The organism is Dyadobacter sp. 22481 (assembly GCF_052044875.1).
Classification (GTDB): domain Bacteria; phylum Bacteroidota; class Bacteroidia; order Cytophagales; family Spirosomataceae; genus Dyadobacter; species Dyadobacter endophyticus.
The window spans coordinates 1,102,506-1,119,280 of sequence record NZ_JBQENV010000001.1 but is presented as its reverse complement, the minus strand read 5'-3'; the positions used below and the strand labels follow the sequence as shown (position 1 = coordinate 1,119,280).

The following is a 16,775-nucleotide window of genomic DNA, read 5'->3' as shown; positions in this document are numbered from 1 at the left end:
CTTGCGGGCTAATATCGACCAGGCATTCTATGAAAATGTTTCAGCAGGGCATTCAGCTCAAAGCAAGAGGCCGCGGTTTTCACCTGATTACCGGAGAAATCCTTTACGCATTACCTGCGATCAGCGAAATCAAGGCCGGGATGTGCCAGGTATTTATCCAGCACACCTCGGCTTCGCTGACGATCAATGAAAATGCCGACCCTACGGTACGGATCGATTTCGAAATGTATTTCAACAAATCGGTCCCCGAAAATGACCCCGACTATCGCCACGACTACGAGGGCTCCGACGATATGCCGGCGCATTTGAAAGCCTCGTTGCTGGGAAGCTCGGTGATGATCCCCGTCCGGAATGGTCGTCTCGCGCTGGGGACCTGGCAAGGCATTTACTTGTGTGAACACCGGGATTATGGTGGTCCGAGAAACCTCGTGATCACTGCCTGGGGCAATTAGGCCTCCTTGATCACGAGGCTGAACAGCATACCGGTTCCGGCATTAGGCCGGGCAGAAACCTCGCAGGAAATTGCCCTGGCAAGGTCCCGGATCAAATGCAATCCTAAACCTGACTTGATTCCGATCATCGCATGGTCGTCGTACAAGGCGTTCAACTGCTCATCAGAAGTACCGGGGCCATTATCGGCAACCGACAAAACGATCCGTCCGCCTTTTGCCTCCGCCTTCCAATGGATTTCGGCATGTTGTGTTCTTTTTAATGCTTTGACGGCATTATGGGTAAGGTTTTGCATGATCGTACGGAGGTAATCTTCGTCGGTCACAACGGTGAGGGAACCGGGGTTATCGAAAGTAAATCTAATGTGCTCCGTTCCTGAAAAAAACTTCCGGATGTATTCGAAAAGATCTTCAACAGCAACGCGCCGTGCCTGCGGTTTGAACTGCTGCATTTGCGTTTTGCTCCACAACAGCATCGATTCCATCCCTTCAAGCAACAACTCGGCCGACTCTGTAAGCCGTTTCTGATGGATTTCGGCTGCCTCGGCACGCATCAAATCGGGTGCTTCTTTTTGCAAATGCAGGAAATTGACGAGATTGGCCACCGGGCTTCGCAAGTCGTGGCTTAATATGGCAAAAAAACGCGCCTTAACCTGGTTCGCCTCGTCGAGCTCATTGTTCAAATGCAGGAGCTGCACGTTGGTGCGCTTACGCATGCGGTTCTGCCGGTATAGCAGTGCCCCTATTCCCGTAAGCAACAGCAAACCGCCCGTCAGCAGCCACTGCTGCCTTTTGCGGGCTTCCAGTTCGAGGGCATTAATCCGGATCTGCTTGTCGCGCAAGGCAATCTCGCGCTCCCCTTCCAGTCCTGCGATCTTGTTTTTCTCTTCCTGCGAGAACAGGGAATCTTCCACCGTTTTGTAGGCCCTGAAATTGTAGAACGCATTCCTGAAATCGCCCATTTGCTCCTGCACTTCGGCCAGTATACCCGTAAAATGGGATTTGTACCCGATATCCCCGTTCTGCTCGCTGATCCTGATCGCCTTTCGTAAGTACTGTTCCGCCTCTTTCAACAACAACGCCTTGCTGGTAATGCCTTCCGGGAGCGACCCGATTTTGTACATTTCGAGGTACGCCGCACCTATATTACCAACATTATTGGCCGCTTCGATATGCACCGGATTCACTTCATTCCAAAGCTGCTCTGACTTTCGGGCATAACTGAGCCGTTTGGGATAGTTGCGGTTTTCAAGCAATGCGAGGCTGCCGTAGGCTTTGGCCAAACCTTCCGTATTGCCTGCGCGCTCCTGCATGACCAACGCCTTGCTAAAATGTCCCCGCGCTGCGGTAGTGTCCTTCATTTGAAGGTAAATGCTGCCAAGCGTGTTCAACGAGTTACCTACTTCACGTTCAATATTGTAATTATCCCCTTTTTCCAGCTTTTCGCGAAGATTTAAGGCTTTTAAACTATAAAAGAGGGCCTTTTTATAATTTTTCTGTGTGAGGTAAACCGATCCGACATTATCGGAGGCATTTGACATCAGGTACTTATCCCCCAGTTTTTCAGCTTCCTTTAATGCCAAAAGATAATAACGAATGGCCTCAGGATAATTGGAAGCAAGGTTTTGCTGCATTACCCCTATATTATTAAAAGTATTAGCCATATTATAAGTATCACCCATTTTTCTAAATACTTCCAGTCCGCGCTTGTTATAATACATACACGAATCCACATTTCCCATGTCGCTGAAAGCCCGCGCCATAGCCACATTGAACACTCCGATGCCGCGCTGCCAGCGCATGGCGCTCACATGTGCGAGCCCGAGCCGCGCATAGGTGAGCGCCTGCCTGGTATCGATAAAAAAGGATTCATCGGCAATGCGTTTGTAAAGCCGGCCTTTCAGCGTGTCGTCTTTGGCATTGGGAAGTTCCGAAACCAGCGAGTCGATCAGCGCACGCCCTTCTTTCTGGCCGTTTACAGGCTGGTGTAGCAGGAAAAAAGCCAGGATGATGGTTACGCAGCGCATGGAGCTATTTCAGGTTGGCCAGTGTGTTCTTGAAACTCCGGCCGACCGGCAACGTGTAGCTACCAATATGCACTTCCTGAGGGGTGATTCGTTCGATATAATGCCGTTGCACGGCATAGCTGCGGTGAATGCGGAGGAAGGATTGGAAGGCCTTTTCGAGAAGCAGGTTACCAATGGACGACAAGACGCTGTACTTGCGTGTGGTGGTCACAATGCGGGTGTAGTCTTTCAACGCTTCCAGGTATACGATGTCATGCAGGTTCAGCTTGATCTGCTGGTGACCGTCCTTGATAAACACCGTGCTTTCGCTTCCCAGGCTATATTCGAAGAGTTCGGCCTTGCGCTTCATTTCAAAATAATGCTGCACGCGTTGCATCGCATATGCAAAACGCTCGGGCTTGATCGGTTTAACGAGAAAATCAAATGCTTCCAGCTCGAAACTCTCAGCGGCGTAGTCTGGATAGGCCGTGACGAAAATACAAACGGGCACCTGCATCATCCGCGCGCGAAATTCGAGGCCGCTCACGTCGGGCATGTCGATATCGCTGAGCAAGACATCCACCTGCATTTGCCGCAAGGCCGCCGAAGCTTCCGTAGCCGAGCCGAATACACCCACGATGTCCAGAAAAGGGTATTTACGTGCATACATGAGCGTCGTAAGCCGGTCGATTTCGTCATCATCAACAATCACACAGCGATAAACCGGAAGGTCGGACATAGTAGGAAGGCAGAGTGTTTGTTTACCAAATTTAAAAGACTTTGCCAGAAAAGCAGACCTGCGACAGCCGGTTTTAGTTACTGGTCTATTTAAAATGTCGTTCATCGACCGCGCATAGCAGCCGCTCTCCCCATCTGATACTTTTGGATGCGTATCGAATTTAAACCAAGTCCCATGAAAAAGTTATGTATTTACTTGCTGATCGGCGCCATAACGGGCTGCTCTGATTCCTCCAAAGACATTCCCGCACCGGGAGGCACAGATATGGACCCGGCCCCAACCACCGTAACACTCCCCGGGAAGGATACGCCGGGCGTGGTGGACACACCTTCGCAGACAAATCCCAGGCTTGCGATTTGTTCATATCACCCCGCCGCTGGTTTACATCACGACGAGGGATGAGGGGAATGAGGCAAAAATGCAAATGGGCGCATGGATGAAAGCCACATTGGCAGAAAAGGACGTCGTATTCGGCCTGCAAGCGATAGAATCCAACGACAGCGCCTGCAAGCTGGGAAATGTGTGGCGGATTTGCGATGAATACCGCTCCACAGCATCTTACGCAAGCAAAAGCCAGGGCGTGGATGCACCGGAAGGACAAGGCATTTATGCGAAGCTGCGGCGACCCAAATAAGCAAAAGCGTTTTTAATGAGCATTTACAATACCGGAAAATAGTCACCAGGCGAACCACTCACCGCCATTGCTGTATGGCTGCGGAACCGGGCCCGTCGTTCGTCAGAACTTTGTCGCATAGCGTGATTTGCCTCAAAAACGAGTCCCTATCCGGCGCTATGAGAACATTTCCCGATGAAAGGTACTGGTAGGTGGTCAATTGGTCCATGCAGGATATGACCATTTGTTTCTCAGCCGTACCCGCGAAATTAGCATCGCATTGCAATGCATACCTGAGCATATCGGTATCCAGAATGCCCGTCCGGAATTCACCCTGACGGCTGTGCGACCCGTTCGTCTCGTGGCGGTTGTTCATGAGCATTACCGGATAGTTTTCTGCGGACATCCAGCCATTTCCATGCCGGGTCTGGTACGCCCGCGTGAGGTAATAAACCGTCGCATCGAAGCTCTGCACATTTCTGTTTAGTATTTCAAATGCGTTTTTGCTCGTTGTGCTGGAACGGGTGACATGAGGGAATAGTCCAAAATCCATGTCTAGTAAAATTCCCTGTCCGCCCTCAAAAATGTAGTTTTCAAAACCCATGGCGAACAGTTGCTTTTCAGTAAGCAGGCGCATAATGCCACAGGCGGCGGCCACGTCATGCATAAACTGATCGACAGGCATAATTTCCAGTTCCAGCGCCTCAATACAACTTTCCAGCCCGCGGGCTTTGAATTTCATGCGATAATAATCGCGTACTGCTGCCAATTTTTGCTCCAAAATACCGGGAAAGAACAGGTCCTGGGCGCAAAGTTTGTACGGCCCCTGATTTCGTTCGACAGTCGCGCCAAAGCCCACTCCTACTGTGCCGTGAGCCAGATTAGCGCGATCGTTTATATTATAGAATTTATCAAAAGGCGTAGTAACCATCGCCAGCGGGTCCACAAACAGCACCGGGCTTACCCCCAGCCTGCTCAATGCGTCAAACTCCCTGGCCATACCCGTCGGGTCTATCGTGCAAAACCGCGAAAAAAAAGTGGGCACCTTCCTGAACGAGCCTGCGCCAAAGTTCGAGAATACGTGAAAGCTGCCTTGTGCATGCATGACTGTATGCCCGCACTGGTGCCCGCCGTTGAACCGGATAACGACCGGATGATCCAGCTTGGAGGAAAGGTAGTCTGTAAAAACACCCTTTCCTTCATCGCCGTAACCCATTCCTACTATAATATGGATACCTCCCATTTATTTACAATGCGATAATACCGGAAGAACCGTGATCACGGCGAACTAGTGAATCTTTGACCGCAACGAGTGCATTTGAAACCGATTGACGTGTTCTCGCATCGAAGCTACTCATCGCCACGTCGACATTAACCCCTTTTACAAGCGCCACGGTAGTCGCGATGAGCTCGGCAATGTTGTTCTGATCTTCGAGCACAAGGAAACGTTCGCCCAGCAATCCCTTCCATTGCGAAAACACAAAATGATCGTTGTGATAGCTGGCTTCATTGGCATGAATATGAAAAACGAAGTATGAGCGGCAGGCTTCGTTCAGCAGCGACGAGGAAGTGAGGTTTTCCTTTCCCTTGTACCCGCATTTGGCCTGCAACAAATCGGCGGCCATATGGTCATGAAAGCCTTCGTCGCCGATCGTGAAGAGCAATCCTTTTTCTTGCCTTTTCTCAAAAGAATCGATCGAGGTGTGCCGGGCCGCAAAGTACCAGGCCAACGGATAACTTTCACGGTTTTGGCCGCCTCCGCCCCGCTCGATAAATATTTTTGAAAGGCAGTCGTCCAACTCTATGGTACCGGATTCGAACTGGCCCACCTGCAAGGGATAATCGTCCGAAATATGGTCCCCAATGGCCATGAACATGATTTGCGGATCGAGAATGCCATTGTCGATCAAGGTGTTCATCAGTGCGCCCAGTTTGTTTTTGATCAGGTTTTCGGGAATGGAGCCCATAGAACCCGTAACATCGAGCGCGACAATGATCGGCACCGAGTGCGGATGCAAAGCCGAGTCCCTTGATTCCCGGAGGTCCACATTGTCGGGAGAAAGATCGGGGTGTATTACGCCCAGCTTGTTTTGCGTGAAGTTGTCATCAATCGACCGGGTTTTGCGCACCCGGCTAACGCTGTCATAAGCATCACTGCTCCACGATGAATAGCCCATTGATTTAGATATTTAAGTGTATGAATTGAGATGGAAAGTTTCTGTCGAGCATCTCACGGTACTTTTCATAGCATTCCAGTGAGTCGTCGTCGGAGCTGAGCAAAAAATCTACGAACTCGGAATGGTGCGTTTTCCGCAGCGAAGTACCCAGCCCGGAGCGATCGCCCAGAAGGTAAGCACCGATGCGTTTGACCATTTCCAGATCGGCAGTTTCGCTCGCTTTTTTGCCGGCCAGTAACTGGTCGGGGTACCAATGCCGATAAGCGGCAGATATCGTCGATACCCGGCCGTTCAGTTCGGCCGCGTGATAAAATCCCGCGACGGCAATCCCGTGCGTTGCAGGCACGAGCAGCACCTGTGCGGGGGTGAGACCCAGGTGCGCACGCCCCGTGTGCCCGTGGAGCAGCATACAGAATTCGAGCAAGCGCGATACCACCCAGGTCACATGTTCCTGCGGCAATGTCAAATTAACCAGCGGTATTGCACGTTCGAAAAGCGAAAAACTACAATCAGAGTCCCAATCGTAGGGCATATACCGTTTAAAATGGGCTGTCGCACCGGCCACAACTTCTTGCTGATTTCGCTTCGCGTGCGCGATCACCTGGCCGTCGCCCTGATAGCGTACCCAGTGGCCGTTGGTCAGGAAGTCGCCGGAATCGTCTGCTAGGGTAGTTCCGCTGGTGTAATGGCGAAACATTTCGATCAAACGGTTGGTGGCCTCCTCCGCCTGGGGATGTTTGCATATATCGGGATGGATGGCCTTCATCATTTCCCGGAAAGTCAAAGCCGTGCCCTCGGCCAAAGCATTAAAATGGGTGGCTTGTAACACCTGATCGATCATTTGGCTGTCGTCTGTCATGGAAAGCTCTTATCGTTAACGAATACCCGAAATGGCTGTGAGAAAGCCAAGGTATCAGAACCAACGGCACCAAACTCAGGCCATTGAGCGTATGAACGGTATGGATGAGCCATCGGCGTTGCATAGGTTGGGCGTAGTCTGAGGCTACGCCCAACTAGTCTCCCCATCCTTTGTCACAATCCCCCCCTGATAATGTCGCAAATCACATCTCTTTTTGTAAACCGAACCCGCTTAGTTTGTAACATCCAAATAACGTTAGGCAAAGCGTTCCAAAATCGCAGTCAAAACAATCGGAAACAATGGTAGAAGTATTCAAAACAGACGTAGAGAAACAAAGCCAGGCAACATTGTTAGTCGACCTGATTTGTCTTGCATTCACCGGCTACCGTGCCAGTTTCGACCTTGAGGATTGTGATAAGGTATTGCGCGTCAGCTGTGAAGGCCCGGCCATATGCAACGCCAGCATCATCGGGCTGCTGGAAAGCTTTGGCTACCAGGGCACCGTTCTCGAAGAGTGCATTTCCGTAAATACATACGCCGGCGCCGCGCTGTTGACCGAATATTAAGCCAGCCACGCGTACAGTAATCAAAATTTGCCGGGGAGGTAAATAATATCGAATAGCGCGTATAAGCAGGACCGCTATTTCAGATTTTGCAAATCCTATTTCACTTAATACATCATTAAACTATATCAACTATGAAAAAGACAAAGATTATCTTCTGGGTTGTAACGGGGTTGTTGGCGGTCATGCTGGGCATTGGGTCGGTGTACGATGCCATTTCAGCTCCCGAAGCTGTGGAACATGTGACGCGCATTGGCTATCCGGCTTACATTGTTCCTTTTCTGGGCTTCGCCAAAATTCTGGGCCTCATTGCGATCCTCGTTCCTGGTTACCCCCGAATAAAGGAATGGGCGTATGCCGGCATCTTCTACGACTTGCTGGGCGCTTTCTATTCACATATCGCGTTTGGCGACGGTCCCGATATGTGGGCAGGTTTCATCATCGGCTTTGCGTTGATTGCCGTTTCATATATCTATCACCACAAGCTGCAAAGAGAAACTTTCGCGGTCGCTTAGTGTCCGCATCATATTGAAAATAAGCGCCCATTCATTTGATTCATCAACAAATAAATCCAGATAAGCTATGTCAACCAACCAATCGTCCGCCGAAATAAAAACAACGGAAACTGTGGATAGAAAACAGCTCTTGCACGACCTCGACCAGACCGAGCGGGATTTTTACACGGCCCTCGCGTCGCTTCAACCCGAGCAGGTGAATGTAGTTCCGTTCGAAGGCAGCTGGTCGGCAGGACAAGTGGCGGAACACATCCTGATGTCGGAATCCGGGGTTCCCGAAACTCTGCTCGGCACCATTGAAGAAACCGACCGTCCGATAGCGCAGTACGTGCCGGTGATCGAATCCATTTTTCTCGATTTCACAGCCAAATACCAGGCCCCGGAATTTATTATCCCGTCGGCCGGCCCGCACGACCAGCAGCAATTGCTTGAAGCATTCAAAACAGAACGCGCCGCAATCCGTGAGATCGCCGCTAATGAGGACCTTGCCGTCACTTGTACCGATTTCGAATTCCCGCAAATTGCCAACCTCACACGCTGGGAATGGCTCCAATTCGTCCTTTGCCATTCGAAAAGGCATACCCGGCAGCTCAGGAATATTTCCGAAAAAGTTAGTCGTCAGACCGGCAGCTTGTAGCTCAAAGATTGATAACTTGCGGAATCATTTATTACCCAAGTGTTATGTTCCGTAAGTTATCGTTCCTGTTATTATTGCTAGTTGGCATGTCGGATGCCTTTGCCCAGGTGGCGGCCAGCAGTAAAAAAATAGCCCCGTTCCAGATCAGGCTAGTCAATGGCCAGCAATACACATCGTCGCAGCTCGCTGCGGGGCCGGTAGTGCTCATCTATTTTTCACCCGATTGCGATCATTGCCAGAACTTTACCAAAGATCTGCTGAAAAATGCCAGTGTAGTTGCCAACAAGCAGGTGGTAATGGTCACGTTCCAGGCGATGGATATGCTGAAACCCTTTGTGAGCCAGTACAGTCTCGGCAGCTACCCGAATTTTAAAGTGGGTACCGAAGGCACGTCGTACCTTGTTCAGCGCTATTATCAGATCCGCTCGTTTCCTTACATCGCCATTTATGATAAAAAAGGAAACCTGGTAAGGACATTTGAAGGCGAACAACCGCACGCCGAAATCTTCAAGGCCCTGAAACAGATCTGACGGCAACAGCCTCCCTGCGTTTCATTTAACTTGTGAACATGGCCTCATAATGCGCCGAAGGGGCGAGAATGCCGCCGCTTTCTGAATAAAACGACTTGTCGGTCAGATAAACGCCCTTTTGTGTTTTGGTCCAGGTACCATTTGCCATGGGGTGAAAGGCCATTAATTTATCCCAATTCTTATAGTATTGATGGCCGTTCGTTTCCTGCAGTCCGATCGACATTCCGGGAAAAGGCTGTAAACGGGCGGCCACATTCTTGTTCCAGTCGACCAGGATCGGGTTCACCGTGAGGTCGGCACAGAAACACGGGACCTTTTTCTCGTACGCCAGCTGGGTAATTTTCATGGTCATGCTCAGCGTTTTGGCAATGGCCTTTACGGCAATCGCCGAATAGCCCAGCTCAATGCGATGTGCGGCATCCTCCACGGTATGCGCGCTTTCGTCGGCGGCTACGCGCACGCCCAGATCGCCTACAAAAGCTTCATTACTTTCCTCAAACGGCTCCTCGATCACCGCAATCTGCTCGAATGCGCCGATTTTTTTAGCGTGGTCGAGAAAACGGAGCAGCGTTTCCTTCTTTTCATAGCGGCCATTGGCATCGAAATAGTAAGGAATCTTCCCATTTTGGGTATAAGGCGTTTCGTAATGCCCTATTGCCTTGTGTACGGCTGTGAGGAACGCAATGTCCTTCTCGATCATTTCCTGCTGTGTCCCCGCGGCGCCGGTTTTAAGTTTCAATATAAAATAACCTTCATCAGCAGCCTGTTTGATGCGTTCCGGCGAAGTTCCAACTGCAAACGACGGGATGCTCGCCACTTTTTCGTGCCGGTACGAAAGCCCGGGCCGGTAAGCGGCAGGCACCATTTCATCGAACTGCTTCATACCGTTCTCCTGCGCATACAATAGCCAGGCGGCATTGTCCACGCATACCAGGGCATTCAATGCGAACGTTTTGCGCAATTCCTGATTGCCCGTGATTTTCTTTCCATAAGCCAGTACTTCCGGTAAAATGTCGTCGAGCAGCTGCACCGGGTCGCTGAATGACGTCCCCTTGATCATCTGCAATGCCCGTTCGCTCATTGCATACATCAATGCGTTACCCGCACTTTCGGAATGCGCCGCGAAAACTTTCGAGTCCGACCAAAGAACTCCTTGCGTACCCAGGCCTACCTTCCGGACACCCGAATCGGATTCCAGCATGGCAACGGCCTGCCAGCTATCGGTGATGGCGCTCCCCTTGAAACGGTACGGATTCAAGGGCTCCCTTTCGAAGTTGGAGCTCACGTTTTTAATGGTGATTTTTTTCACGGCTGGCTGTGGAAACGGGTTCTGGATAGGATTTTCGGGCGTAAATATGCCGGCGGCGGCCAGCAAGCCAGCACGGCGGGCAAATTCACGTCGGGAGAAATGTTCAGGTTTTCCGGAAATCATGGTTTAGGAAATATGTTTCAAATGGTCAGACTCTATAACTGGCTGCTACCCTGACCCAATATCTGAATTTTATCCAGTTTTAATAAACCACGATGCCCATTCTAACCTGCATCAGATCAAATTCACTTCATTTTCCAGAAAACGGGCCACAAATGCGTCATCCACCAGGCTAGGGTAAGCCGCGATAACGCGTGTGATTTCTTCATACTGACCTGGCGAAAGTGTTTCCTTTGGGTTCAGCGTCCAGATACCCTCCATCAGGCCCTGACGACGAAGTACCTCGTGCACACCGGTAATGCAGCCATGAAATGCATGGGCAGGGTCGAATATCGCGGCATTCATGTCGGTTACCGCTATATTGGTGGCGAGCATCGACGCCGCATCGTTATGGCCTGTTGCCAATGTACGCTTCACAGCCGAAAGCAGTTCGACAGCCTTCTGAGTCCACACTGCCCAATGTCCGAGCAAACCGCCTACGAAACGCTTTTCGACAGTTTTACCCGCTATTTCAAAACGAAACGGCGTGAGTAGGTCGGCCACGATATTGTCGTCGTTACCGGTATAGAGCGCAATTTCGTCACGGCGGTCCGAATGCGCTACCGCCCGCACGACGTCCAGGGTCTGATAGCGGTTAAATGCAGCCACTTTAATCGCTGAGACATTGGGAATTTCGCTGAATTCGCGCCAGAAATTATAGCTGTAAACCCGCCCGCCGATGGCCGCCTGCAAGTAAAATCCAAATACTGGAATGACTTCCGCCACCCGCCTTACATGCGCGATGATTTCCGATTCCGGCTGCGTTGTGAATGCCGCCATACTGACCAGTCCAAGATCGTACTTGTATCTCCTGGCGATTTCCGCCTCCGCCAGCGCCTGATCCGTCAATCCGCAAATGCCCGCTACCTTGATAAACGGCCGCTTCAATGCAGCCCGGTCAATCTCGCCGGCGGCAATAGCGAGCACTTTTTCGAACAAATTGATCTGCGGATCACGGATTTCAAACTGCGTGGTATGAACTCCAACCGCCACTCCGCCTGCCCCGCTGGCCATATAATAGCGCGTCAATCCACGCTGTCTCTGCTCGTCCAGCTGCAAGTCACTTGTCAACGCCAGCGGATGCGCCGGAATTACCGTCCCGTCAAACAGCAGCTCTTTTATATTCGATTCCAACATATTTAAAATAACTATCTAAATATCAACATATTACCACAAAACCCCAACGCAATCACGACAACACCCTCAGCCCCCTTTAAAACTCCCCCTTCCGCTCCTGAAAATGCGTGGGTTTGTTAATGGTCTTCCCGCCTTCCAGTAGCCATTGGGCCGTAATTCCGATCATTTGTTTCAAAGTAGTGCGTGGGTAGCCAAATAAACGGAACGATTCCGCAGCATTGCTGAGCAAGGCTGTTGGCTGTTCTTCCCCTTTAAATTGTGGTTCGGTGTTGAATATACGTCCGAATTCTTGCGCCAGCCAGCGCAGAGAAACCGTCTCCGGGCCGGTAATGTTCAGAACCTTCGACGGCGACTCGCAATGCAGCAGCGAACGGATCGCCATTTCGTTCGCGTCGCCCTGCCAGATCACATTCACATGCCCCATCGCCACATCCAGCGGTTTGCCGTTCAATACCGATTTTGCAACTTCCAACAGTACACCATATTTGAAATCAATGGCGTAATTCAGCCGGTAGAGCAATATCGGCGTGCCGTAGACCGACGAAAAGTACTGGAACATCCGCTCGCGGCCGAGGCACGACTGCCCATATTCACCAACCGGATCGGTGCGCATTTCCTCCGTGGCCCCGCCCGAGCCGACCGGCGTGAACGGGTACACATTACCCGTCGAATACACGACAATCCGCGATTTCCGGAACTTCTCGGCCACGCGCCCGGGCAGGTAGGTGTTCATCGCCCAGGTGTAGGGTTCGTTGCTGGAAGTCCCGAATTTCTGACCGGCCAGATACAGTATGTTTTCTACCTCAGGAAGGTCCTGCAACTGGGTGTCATCCAAAATATTAGCGACAATCGTTTGGATACCTTCCGCATTGAGTTGCTCCACCAACCCTTCCTCGCTGAAACGCGAGACAGCGATGACACGCTTGTCAAGCCCAGCTCGTTCGATGGCCTGCATGGTGAGCCTGGCTATGCTCGGGCCAATTTTCCCTCCCGCGCCAAGGATCATAATATCGCCATCGATACGCTTCATATCCTCAATCAGCGCCTCAGAGGGGCTAAGCCATTGTTCTTCAAGAGATTGTATGCCGTTCATTTTACTTAAATAGCGGATTATTAAAAAATAGTTCTTTGATATTGACCAGTGCCAGGGCGAAAATGACAAGCAGGCCCAGACCCGCGAAAATCCTGACAAAAGGCTTATTGACCTTATTACCCATGATACTGGCATCGTTGCCCACCAGGTACATCACCGTGCCAATGAACGGTACCACAAAAATGGTCACGCTCTGCGCGAAAACGATTAGTTCGAGCGGCAGTTTACCAAAGCGGATCGCCACAAATGCTCCGATCACCATCACGAGCGCAACAAGGTAACGCACCTGTTTGGAGGAAAAATTGCTCCCCAGACCCAGCGCATCGCCCAGTAGCGTTCCCCCGACAGACGCATTGCCTATCACCGACGAAAATGCTGCGCCAAAAAGCCCGATCAGAAAGAATGCAGAAGCATTGCTCCCGAAAAGCGGTTCGAGGGCCCGGGCCATGTCCGATGCGGAGTTGACCGCTATACCTTTGGGTTTCAGGATCGCAGCAGCGCACACGATGACGATTAGGCACATTAGGCCCAGCAGCATAATGCCTGTGTTGCTGTCATTCCGGCCCTGCCGCGCTGCCGGATTGGTCCGGATTCTCTCTTGGATCAGGTACGACTGATATAACGCCCCGACAATCGAAAAACACGAGGCAGTGAATGCGATAATGAGTCCCACCGAACCTTCCGGCACCTGAGGGGTTACCAATCCACTGGCCATTTCAGGAACGCTGGGTTTGGCCCAAAATAATGTAGTGATAAATGATAGCAGCATCAGCACGATCAGAAAGATCATCGTTTTTTCAAGCACCGAGTAAAAACTCCGGAAAAACAGCAGACAAATCGCAAATGCATTGAAAAACAGAATCCACGGTACCGGCGACGTATGGAATAATTCGCCTGCGGCAATACCTACCCCGACCGAATTTCCTGCCTGAAACGACGACGCCACCAGAAAAACTCCGATACCCATCGCCACGCCGGCCGGCCGGCCCCATTTCTGCCTCACAGTTGCCAGCAGTGATTGCTCGGTGGCGAGACCAATGCGGGTAGCCATACCCGTAAAAATAGCCATGAAGAAAATGGCTACCACAACCAGCCAGAGCAATGAGTAACCGTAGATAGCGCCCATTTTTGAGGTAATGGTCATTTTACTCGGGCCGAACACCAGCGCGGCGGTGATCATGCCGGGTCCCAGCGACCTGAGCCATTTGAGAAATTTCTCTTTAAAGTTTTCCAAGGTAAAAGGGTTTGGCTTTGAGTGAAATATGAATGATTGATGGATTACGGGCACGTGCCCGTAAAGGTAAAAAAGAATTTGAATATTCCATTTTAATCAAAATTAATTCTGGTAAAACTCGTAATTCTCCTTCGTCACTATGTCGATTGGCATATAGTTCTGCTTCGCTACCGGCGCATTCATGACGAGCGTTTGGTAGAGCGTCATCATGCCACGGTAGCCCTGGTCGTCGGGGCGGTGGCAGATCAGGAAGTCGATCACGTTATCTTCGAGGTAATCCACGTTTTCCTTCACGAAATCGTAGCCGATCAGCGAAACATGTGTACGATGACTGTTTTTCAGGAAAGAAGCGACCGTATGCACGCGCGAGTTCGTGACGAATGCCGCGCCGATGTCCTTATTTAAATGGAATACATAGGTAAGGTGCCGCGCTACCGATTGGTAGTCCGTTTCCCGGATATCGATTCGCACGATCTCGTTCGGCTGGTTATTGTCATTGAAATAGGCCCTGAAACCGTCCTCGATTTCCAGATAGTTAAAATTGTCGATCTCCTTTGAAATATTGATGATCAATACTTTTTTCGCGGGTTCGAGTCGGTAAGTGAGCAACTTCGCGCCTACATACCCGCTCTTGCGGAGGTGCGGGCCTATGTACGCGAGGCTGTGCAGGCCGGGAATGTCGGAATCGATAAAAAGGTAGGGGATCTTGCGCCGGGCACATTCCGATGCGAACTTTTTAGTTTCCTCTATGAAAGAGGGTGAAATGAGTATCCCATGAAAACCGCCTTCGAGAACGTGGCGGATCTGTTCGGAAAACGAATCCTTGTCGTTCAGGTCAAACAGAAAAACCTGCACCTGCACGCCGTATTGCCGCATTTCACCTTCCGCACGGCGTATCCCGTTGAGCGGCGCCGACCAGAAATCCGTTTCTTCCGACACATCGGGGATCAGTGCCGCGAGGCTGATGATCTTTTTCGAGGCCAGCCGGCTTGCAAGGATATTGGGCTGGTAATCCATTTCCTTGATGATCGCGTTGATCTTCGCCTTGGTTTTCTCCGAAACACCAGTCCGGTTATGCAGCACGCGGTCGACCGTTGCAGTGGAGACATTGGCACGCCTGGCGATTTCCTTCACGCCGAACAATTCGTTCTCTTTTTCCATTCAGGGATTCATTTCGAGAGGTAAATATAGTTGTAAGACCAGCATTCCTGCAAGGGAAGGCCCGCTGCATGACTTTCCACCTGAGCAACAAAGCGACTATTAATGTTCATTTACCGATAGCGCGACACCATAAGGGAGCAGCGGTGACGCACGTCATATATGCATACTAAATGCCCAGCAATTGTTTCAACCGATCGTAAAACCCGGTATCCCGAAATGTAAATTGTTTGTGCAGAATATAATTACTCAAAAAACTGGCTCCCATCGCAACCACTTGCGAAAACAGTTTATTCAAATTAACTTCCTTCACCGAAAATGGGATCAGAAAAGTGAATGCACCAAGCCGTTGATTGGAAAGGTCATACAAAATAGCCGAGCCATAAACTGTAATCAGGCAAGACAGGATAGAAACCATCGAAAACTTGACGATCTGCCGCTTGCTTTGCGTCGTGTTTTTCGCATTGAATGCAAATAGCCTTGTCAGGAAATACCCGACCACAAATGAACACCAGTAACCCGCAAACAGGGCCGACTTATAGGAAATAGGCAGCCATTCCTGTAAAATTGTAGCAACCAGCAGATTAGTGCCGGCGCCGGTCGCCGCGACGACAAAATAGGCAATTAGGTCACGGCGGTTGAAGAGTTGATCAGGCATAAAAAGAAGGTTTCCAAATCGCCAATATAATAGATTAACGAACAGCATCTCAACTAAAAAACCAGCCAATGGTATGAAAAAAGCATTACTTTTTGCCTCACTCCTGATCCTGCATAGCGCCGCGATAACCGCGCAGGAAAATCAATCGGTATTGTGGGAAATCAGTGGGAATGGGCTTAAAAAGCCTTCGTACCTGTTCGGGACGGTTCATATTGCTTCTATTGCATTGCTCGATAGCTTTCCACAACTAAAACGGATCTCAGAAAGCACCGATTTCGCAATTTTTGAAACCGGCGGCTCACCAATCGACGGTATCCCGGAACCAGTGGAATTGCACCAACCGCCGCTGGATTCGCTATTTACACCGGACGAATATCTGAAAGTAGACAGCTTTTTCACCGCATCACCACACGGCAGCATGCGGTCGCACAACAACGACGCCGATATTCTGACGATGGTCCAGGTAGCACTGACAATGATCGAAAACAAAGCGCAGTATGATCGGTTCGACGACCTCCTTTTTGCGAGAATGCAGGAGCTCAAAAAGCCGACTTTTCATTTAGACGTCCCCGAAGATGTAAAAAATGTAATGGATTCATTAGGCTACCAGCGCCTGGCTAAATTCCTCGTTTACCTGGTTAACAGAAATACCTCGCTAAAAAATGTCAGTTCAGAACTGGACATTGATTTGGTTTCGTATTCACAATCAATGCGTAATCCGCTGAAATTAATTGAATACCCCTCTGAAAATATAGCGTACGGTACAGTGGATCGAAACTCGCATTGGCTTCCGAAAATTGAGAAGAAAGTGAGGGATGGAAGTTGCTTTATCGCCGTAGGACTTGGGCACTTACAATATCGAACCGGCCTCATCCAGTTATTAAAAAACAACGGCTACACGCTTAACCCCGTTAATCTTTGAATTGCGGAAATTCATCC

At 50.4% G+C, this 16,775-nt stretch carries 19 protein-coding genes; 8 read left to right on the top strand and 11 right to left on the bottom strand.

Annotation, left to right across the window (positions count from 1 at the left end; all coding sequences use genetic code 11):
* Positions 1 to 29 precede the first annotated feature (29 nt).
* A complete protein-coding gene (locus tag ACTJJJ_RS04220) occupies positions 30 to 452 on the top strand; it encodes a secondary thiamine-phosphate synthase enzyme YjbQ (protein ID WP_188930307.1) in 423 nt (140 codons plus the stop codon).
* On the opposite strand, the gene ACTJJJ_RS04215 is transcribed toward ACTJJJ_RS04220, so the two are convergent.
* Both ACTJJJ_RS04215 and ACTJJJ_RS04210 read right to left on the bottom strand, forming a co-directional pair.
* Positions 449 to 2,476: a tetratricopeptide repeat protein gene (locus ACTJJJ_RS04215; protein WP_440701541.1), complete on the bottom strand. Its 2,028-nt coding sequence runs from the start codon at positions 2,474 to 2,476 to the stop codon at positions 449 to 451. The genes ACTJJJ_RS04220 and ACTJJJ_RS04215 overlap by 4 nt on opposite strands.
* Before the next feature lie 4 nt (positions 2,477 to 2,480).
* Positions 2,481 to 3,194, bottom strand: a complete 714-nt coding sequence (locus ACTJJJ_RS04210; RefSeq protein ID WP_440701540.1) for a LytR/AlgR family response regulator transcription factor — start codon at positions 3,192 to 3,194, stop codon at positions 2,481 to 2,483.
* A 174-nt stretch (positions 3,195 to 3,368) separates the two neighbouring features.
* Between ACTJJJ_RS04210 and ACTJJJ_RS04205 the strand changes: the two genes are divergently transcribed.
* Positions 3,369 to 3,596: a hypothetical protein gene (locus ACTJJJ_RS04205; protein WP_440701539.1), complete on the top strand. Its 228-nt coding sequence runs from the start codon at positions 3,369 to 3,371 to the stop codon at positions 3,594 to 3,596.
* A gap of 34 nt (positions 3,597 to 3,630) precedes the next feature.
* A complete protein-coding gene (locus ACTJJJ_RS04200) occupies positions 3,631 to 3,828 on the top strand; it encodes a hypothetical protein (protein ID WP_440701538.1) in 198 nt (65 codons plus the stop codon).
* Positions 3,829 to 3,886: 58 nt separating this feature from the next.
* Here the strand turns inward: ACTJJJ_RS04200 and ACTJJJ_RS04195 are convergent, their stop codons facing one another.
* The 3 genes from ACTJJJ_RS04195 to ACTJJJ_RS04185 are packed head-to-tail and all read right to left on the bottom strand — an operon-like array spanning position 3,887 to position 6,843.
* Entirely contained in the window at positions 3,887 to 5,050 is a 1,164-nt protein-coding gene (locus ACTJJJ_RS04195; protein ID WP_440701537.1) for an adenylosuccinate synthetase, read from the bottom strand.
* A gap of 4 nt (positions 5,051 to 5,054) precedes the next feature.
* Positions 5,055 to 5,984, bottom strand: a complete 930-nt coding sequence (locus ACTJJJ_RS04190) for a hypothetical protein (RefSeq protein ID WP_426294665.1) — start codon at positions 5,982 to 5,984, stop codon at positions 5,055 to 5,057.
* 4 nt (positions 5,985 to 5,988) lie between these two features.
* Positions 5,989 to 6,843 (bottom strand): hypothetical protein, encoded by an 855-nt coding sequence (locus ACTJJJ_RS04185; RefSeq protein WP_440701536.1) that lies wholly within the window; start codon positions 6,841 to 6,843, stop codon positions 5,989 to 5,991.
* A gap of 299 nt (positions 6,844 to 7,142) precedes the next feature.
* On the opposite strand from ACTJJJ_RS04185, the gene ACTJJJ_RS04180 reads away from it, so the two are divergent.
* The 4 genes from ACTJJJ_RS04180 (at position 7,143) to ACTJJJ_RS04165 (ending at position 9,088) form a co-directional block, all read left to right on the top strand.
* Positions 7,143 to 7,409, top strand: a complete 267-nt coding sequence (locus ACTJJJ_RS04180; RefSeq protein ID WP_188930323.1) for a hypothetical protein — start codon at positions 7,143 to 7,145, stop codon at positions 7,407 to 7,409.
* Between the two features lie 131 nt (positions 7,410 to 7,540).
* Positions 7,541 to 7,921, top strand: a complete 381-nt coding sequence (locus ACTJJJ_RS04175) for a DoxX family protein (RefSeq protein ID WP_188930325.1) — start codon at positions 7,541 to 7,543, stop codon at positions 7,919 to 7,921.
* A gap of 67 nt (positions 7,922 to 7,988) precedes the next feature.
* The gene (locus tag ACTJJJ_RS04170) at positions 7,989 to 8,558 is read left to right on the top strand and encodes a DinB family protein (RefSeq protein ID WP_440701535.1); all 570 of its coding nucleotides are present in this window, start codon (positions 7,989 to 7,991) and stop codon (positions 8,556 to 8,558) included.
* A 44-nt stretch (positions 8,559 to 8,602) separates the two neighbouring features.
* Positions 8,603 to 9,088: a TlpA family protein disulfide reductase gene (locus ACTJJJ_RS04165; RefSeq protein WP_440701534.1), complete on the top strand. Its 486-nt coding sequence runs from the start codon at positions 8,603 to 8,605 to the stop codon at positions 9,086 to 9,088.
* A 25-nt stretch (positions 9,089 to 9,113) separates the two neighbouring features.
* Here the strand turns inward: ACTJJJ_RS04165 and ACTJJJ_RS04160 are convergent, their stop codons facing one another.
* The 6 genes from ACTJJJ_RS04160 to ACTJJJ_RS04135 form a co-directional block, all read right to left on the bottom strand.
* Positions 9,114 to 10,520 (bottom strand): enolase C-terminal domain-like protein, encoded by a 1,407-nt coding sequence (locus tag ACTJJJ_RS04160; protein WP_440701533.1) that lies wholly within the window; start codon positions 10,518 to 10,520, stop codon positions 9,114 to 9,116.
* A 111-nt stretch (positions 10,521 to 10,631) separates the two neighbouring features.
* Entirely contained in the window at positions 10,632 to 11,693 is a 1,062-nt protein-coding gene (locus tag ACTJJJ_RS04155) for a dihydrodipicolinate synthase family protein (protein WP_440701532.1), read from the bottom strand.
* A gap of 76 nt (positions 11,694 to 11,769) precedes the next feature.
* Complete coding sequence (locus ACTJJJ_RS04150; RefSeq protein WP_440701531.1) at positions 11,770 to 12,786, bottom strand: NAD-dependent epimerase/dehydratase family protein; 1,017 nt, start codon at positions 12,784 to 12,786, stop codon at positions 11,770 to 11,772.
* A gap of 1 nt (position 12,787) precedes the next feature.
* The gene (locus tag ACTJJJ_RS04145) at positions 12,788 to 14,020 is read right to left on the bottom strand and encodes an Nramp family divalent metal transporter (protein ID WP_440701530.1); all 1,233 of its coding nucleotides are present in this window, start codon (positions 14,018 to 14,020) and stop codon (positions 12,788 to 12,790) included.
* Positions 14,021 to 14,122: 102 nt separating this feature from the next.
* The gene (locus ACTJJJ_RS04140) at positions 14,123 to 15,181 is read right to left on the bottom strand and encodes a LacI family DNA-binding transcriptional regulator (RefSeq protein WP_188930338.1); all 1,059 of its coding nucleotides are present in this window, start codon (positions 15,179 to 15,181) and stop codon (positions 14,123 to 14,125) included.
* Positions 15,182 to 15,347: 166 nt separating this feature from the next.
* Positions 15,348 to 15,836, bottom strand: coding sequence for a GtrA family protein (locus ACTJJJ_RS04135; RefSeq protein WP_440701529.1), 489 nt, complete (start codon positions 15,834 to 15,836; stop codon positions 15,348 to 15,350).
* Positions 15,837 to 15,909: 73 nt separating this feature from the next.
* Between ACTJJJ_RS04135 and ACTJJJ_RS04130 the strand changes: the two genes are divergently transcribed.
* Entirely contained in the window at positions 15,910 to 16,758 is an 849-nt protein-coding gene (locus tag ACTJJJ_RS04130; protein WP_440701528.1) for a TraB/GumN family protein, read from the top strand.
* The last annotated feature ends 17 nt before the right edge of the window (positions 16,759 to 16,775 follow it).

What these genes read in the sequence shown, in the direction of transcription:
- ACTJJJ_RS04170 (WP_440701535.1), top strand. Translation starts at nt 7,989, where the DNA reads ATGTCAACCAACCAATCGTCCGCCGAAATAAAAACAACGGAAACTGTG.
- ACTJJJ_RS04190 (WP_426294665.1), bottom strand. Translation starts at nt 5,984, where the DNA reads ATGGGCTATTCATCGTGGAGCAGTGATGCTTATGACAGCGTTAGCCGG.
- ACTJJJ_RS04165 (WP_440701534.1), top strand. Translation starts at nt 8,603, where the DNA reads ATGTTCCGTAAGTTATCGTTCCTGTTATTATTGCTAGTTGGCATGTCG.
- ACTJJJ_RS04195 (WP_440701537.1), bottom strand. Translation starts at nt 5,050, where the DNA reads ATGGGAGGTATCCATATTATAGTAGGAATGGGTTACGGCGATGAAGGA.
- ACTJJJ_RS04130 (WP_440701528.1), top strand. Translation starts at nt 15,910, where the DNA reads ATGAAAAAAGCATTACTTTTTGCCTCACTCCTGATCCTGCATAGCGCC.
- ACTJJJ_RS04180 (WP_188930323.1), top strand. Translation starts at nt 7,143, where the DNA reads ATGGTAGAAGTATTCAAAACAGACGTAGAGAAACAAAGCCAGGCAACA.
- ACTJJJ_RS04150 (WP_440701531.1), bottom strand. Translation starts at nt 12,786, where the DNA reads ATGAACGGCATACAATCTCTTGAAGAACAATGGCTTAGCCCCTCTGAG.
- ACTJJJ_RS04210 (WP_440701540.1), bottom strand. Translation starts at nt 3,194, where the DNA reads ATGTCCGACCTTCCGGTTTATCGCTGTGTGATTGTTGATGATGACGAA.
- ACTJJJ_RS04185 (WP_440701536.1), bottom strand. Translation starts at nt 6,843, where the DNA reads ATGACAGACGACAGCCAAATGATCGATCAGGTGTTACAAGCCACCCAT.
- ACTJJJ_RS04200 (WP_440701538.1), top strand. Translation starts at nt 3,631, where the DNA reads ATGAAAGCCACATTGGCAGAAAAGGACGTCGTATTCGGCCTGCAAGCG.
- ACTJJJ_RS04135 (WP_440701529.1), bottom strand. Translation starts at nt 15,836, where the DNA reads ATGCCTGATCAACTCTTCAACCGCCGTGACCTAATTGCCTATTTTGTC.
- ACTJJJ_RS04220 (WP_188930307.1), top strand. Translation starts at nt 30, where the DNA reads ATGAAAATGTTTCAGCAGGGCATTCAGCTCAAAGCAAGAGGCCGCGGT.
- ACTJJJ_RS04175 (WP_188930325.1), top strand. Translation starts at nt 7,541, where the DNA reads ATGAAAAAGACAAAGATTATCTTCTGGGTTGTAACGGGGTTGTTGGCG.
- ACTJJJ_RS04140 (WP_188930338.1), bottom strand. Translation starts at nt 15,181, where the DNA reads ATGGAAAAAGAGAACGAATTGTTCGGCGTGAAGGAAATCGCCAGGCGT.
- ACTJJJ_RS04160 (WP_440701533.1), bottom strand. Translation starts at nt 10,520, where the DNA reads ATGATTTCCGGAAAACCTGAACATTTCTCCCGACGTGAATTTGCCCGC.
- ACTJJJ_RS04215 (WP_440701541.1), bottom strand. Translation starts at nt 2,476, where the DNA reads ATGCGCTGCGTAACCATCATCCTGGCTTTTTTCCTGCTACACCAGCCT.
- ACTJJJ_RS04155 (WP_440701532.1), bottom strand. Translation starts at nt 11,693, where the DNA reads ATGTTGGAATCGAATATAAAAGAGCTGCTGTTTGACGGGACGGTAATT.
- ACTJJJ_RS04205 (WP_440701539.1), top strand. Translation starts at nt 3,369, where the DNA reads ATGAAAAAGTTATGTATTTACTTGCTGATCGGCGCCATAACGGGCTGC.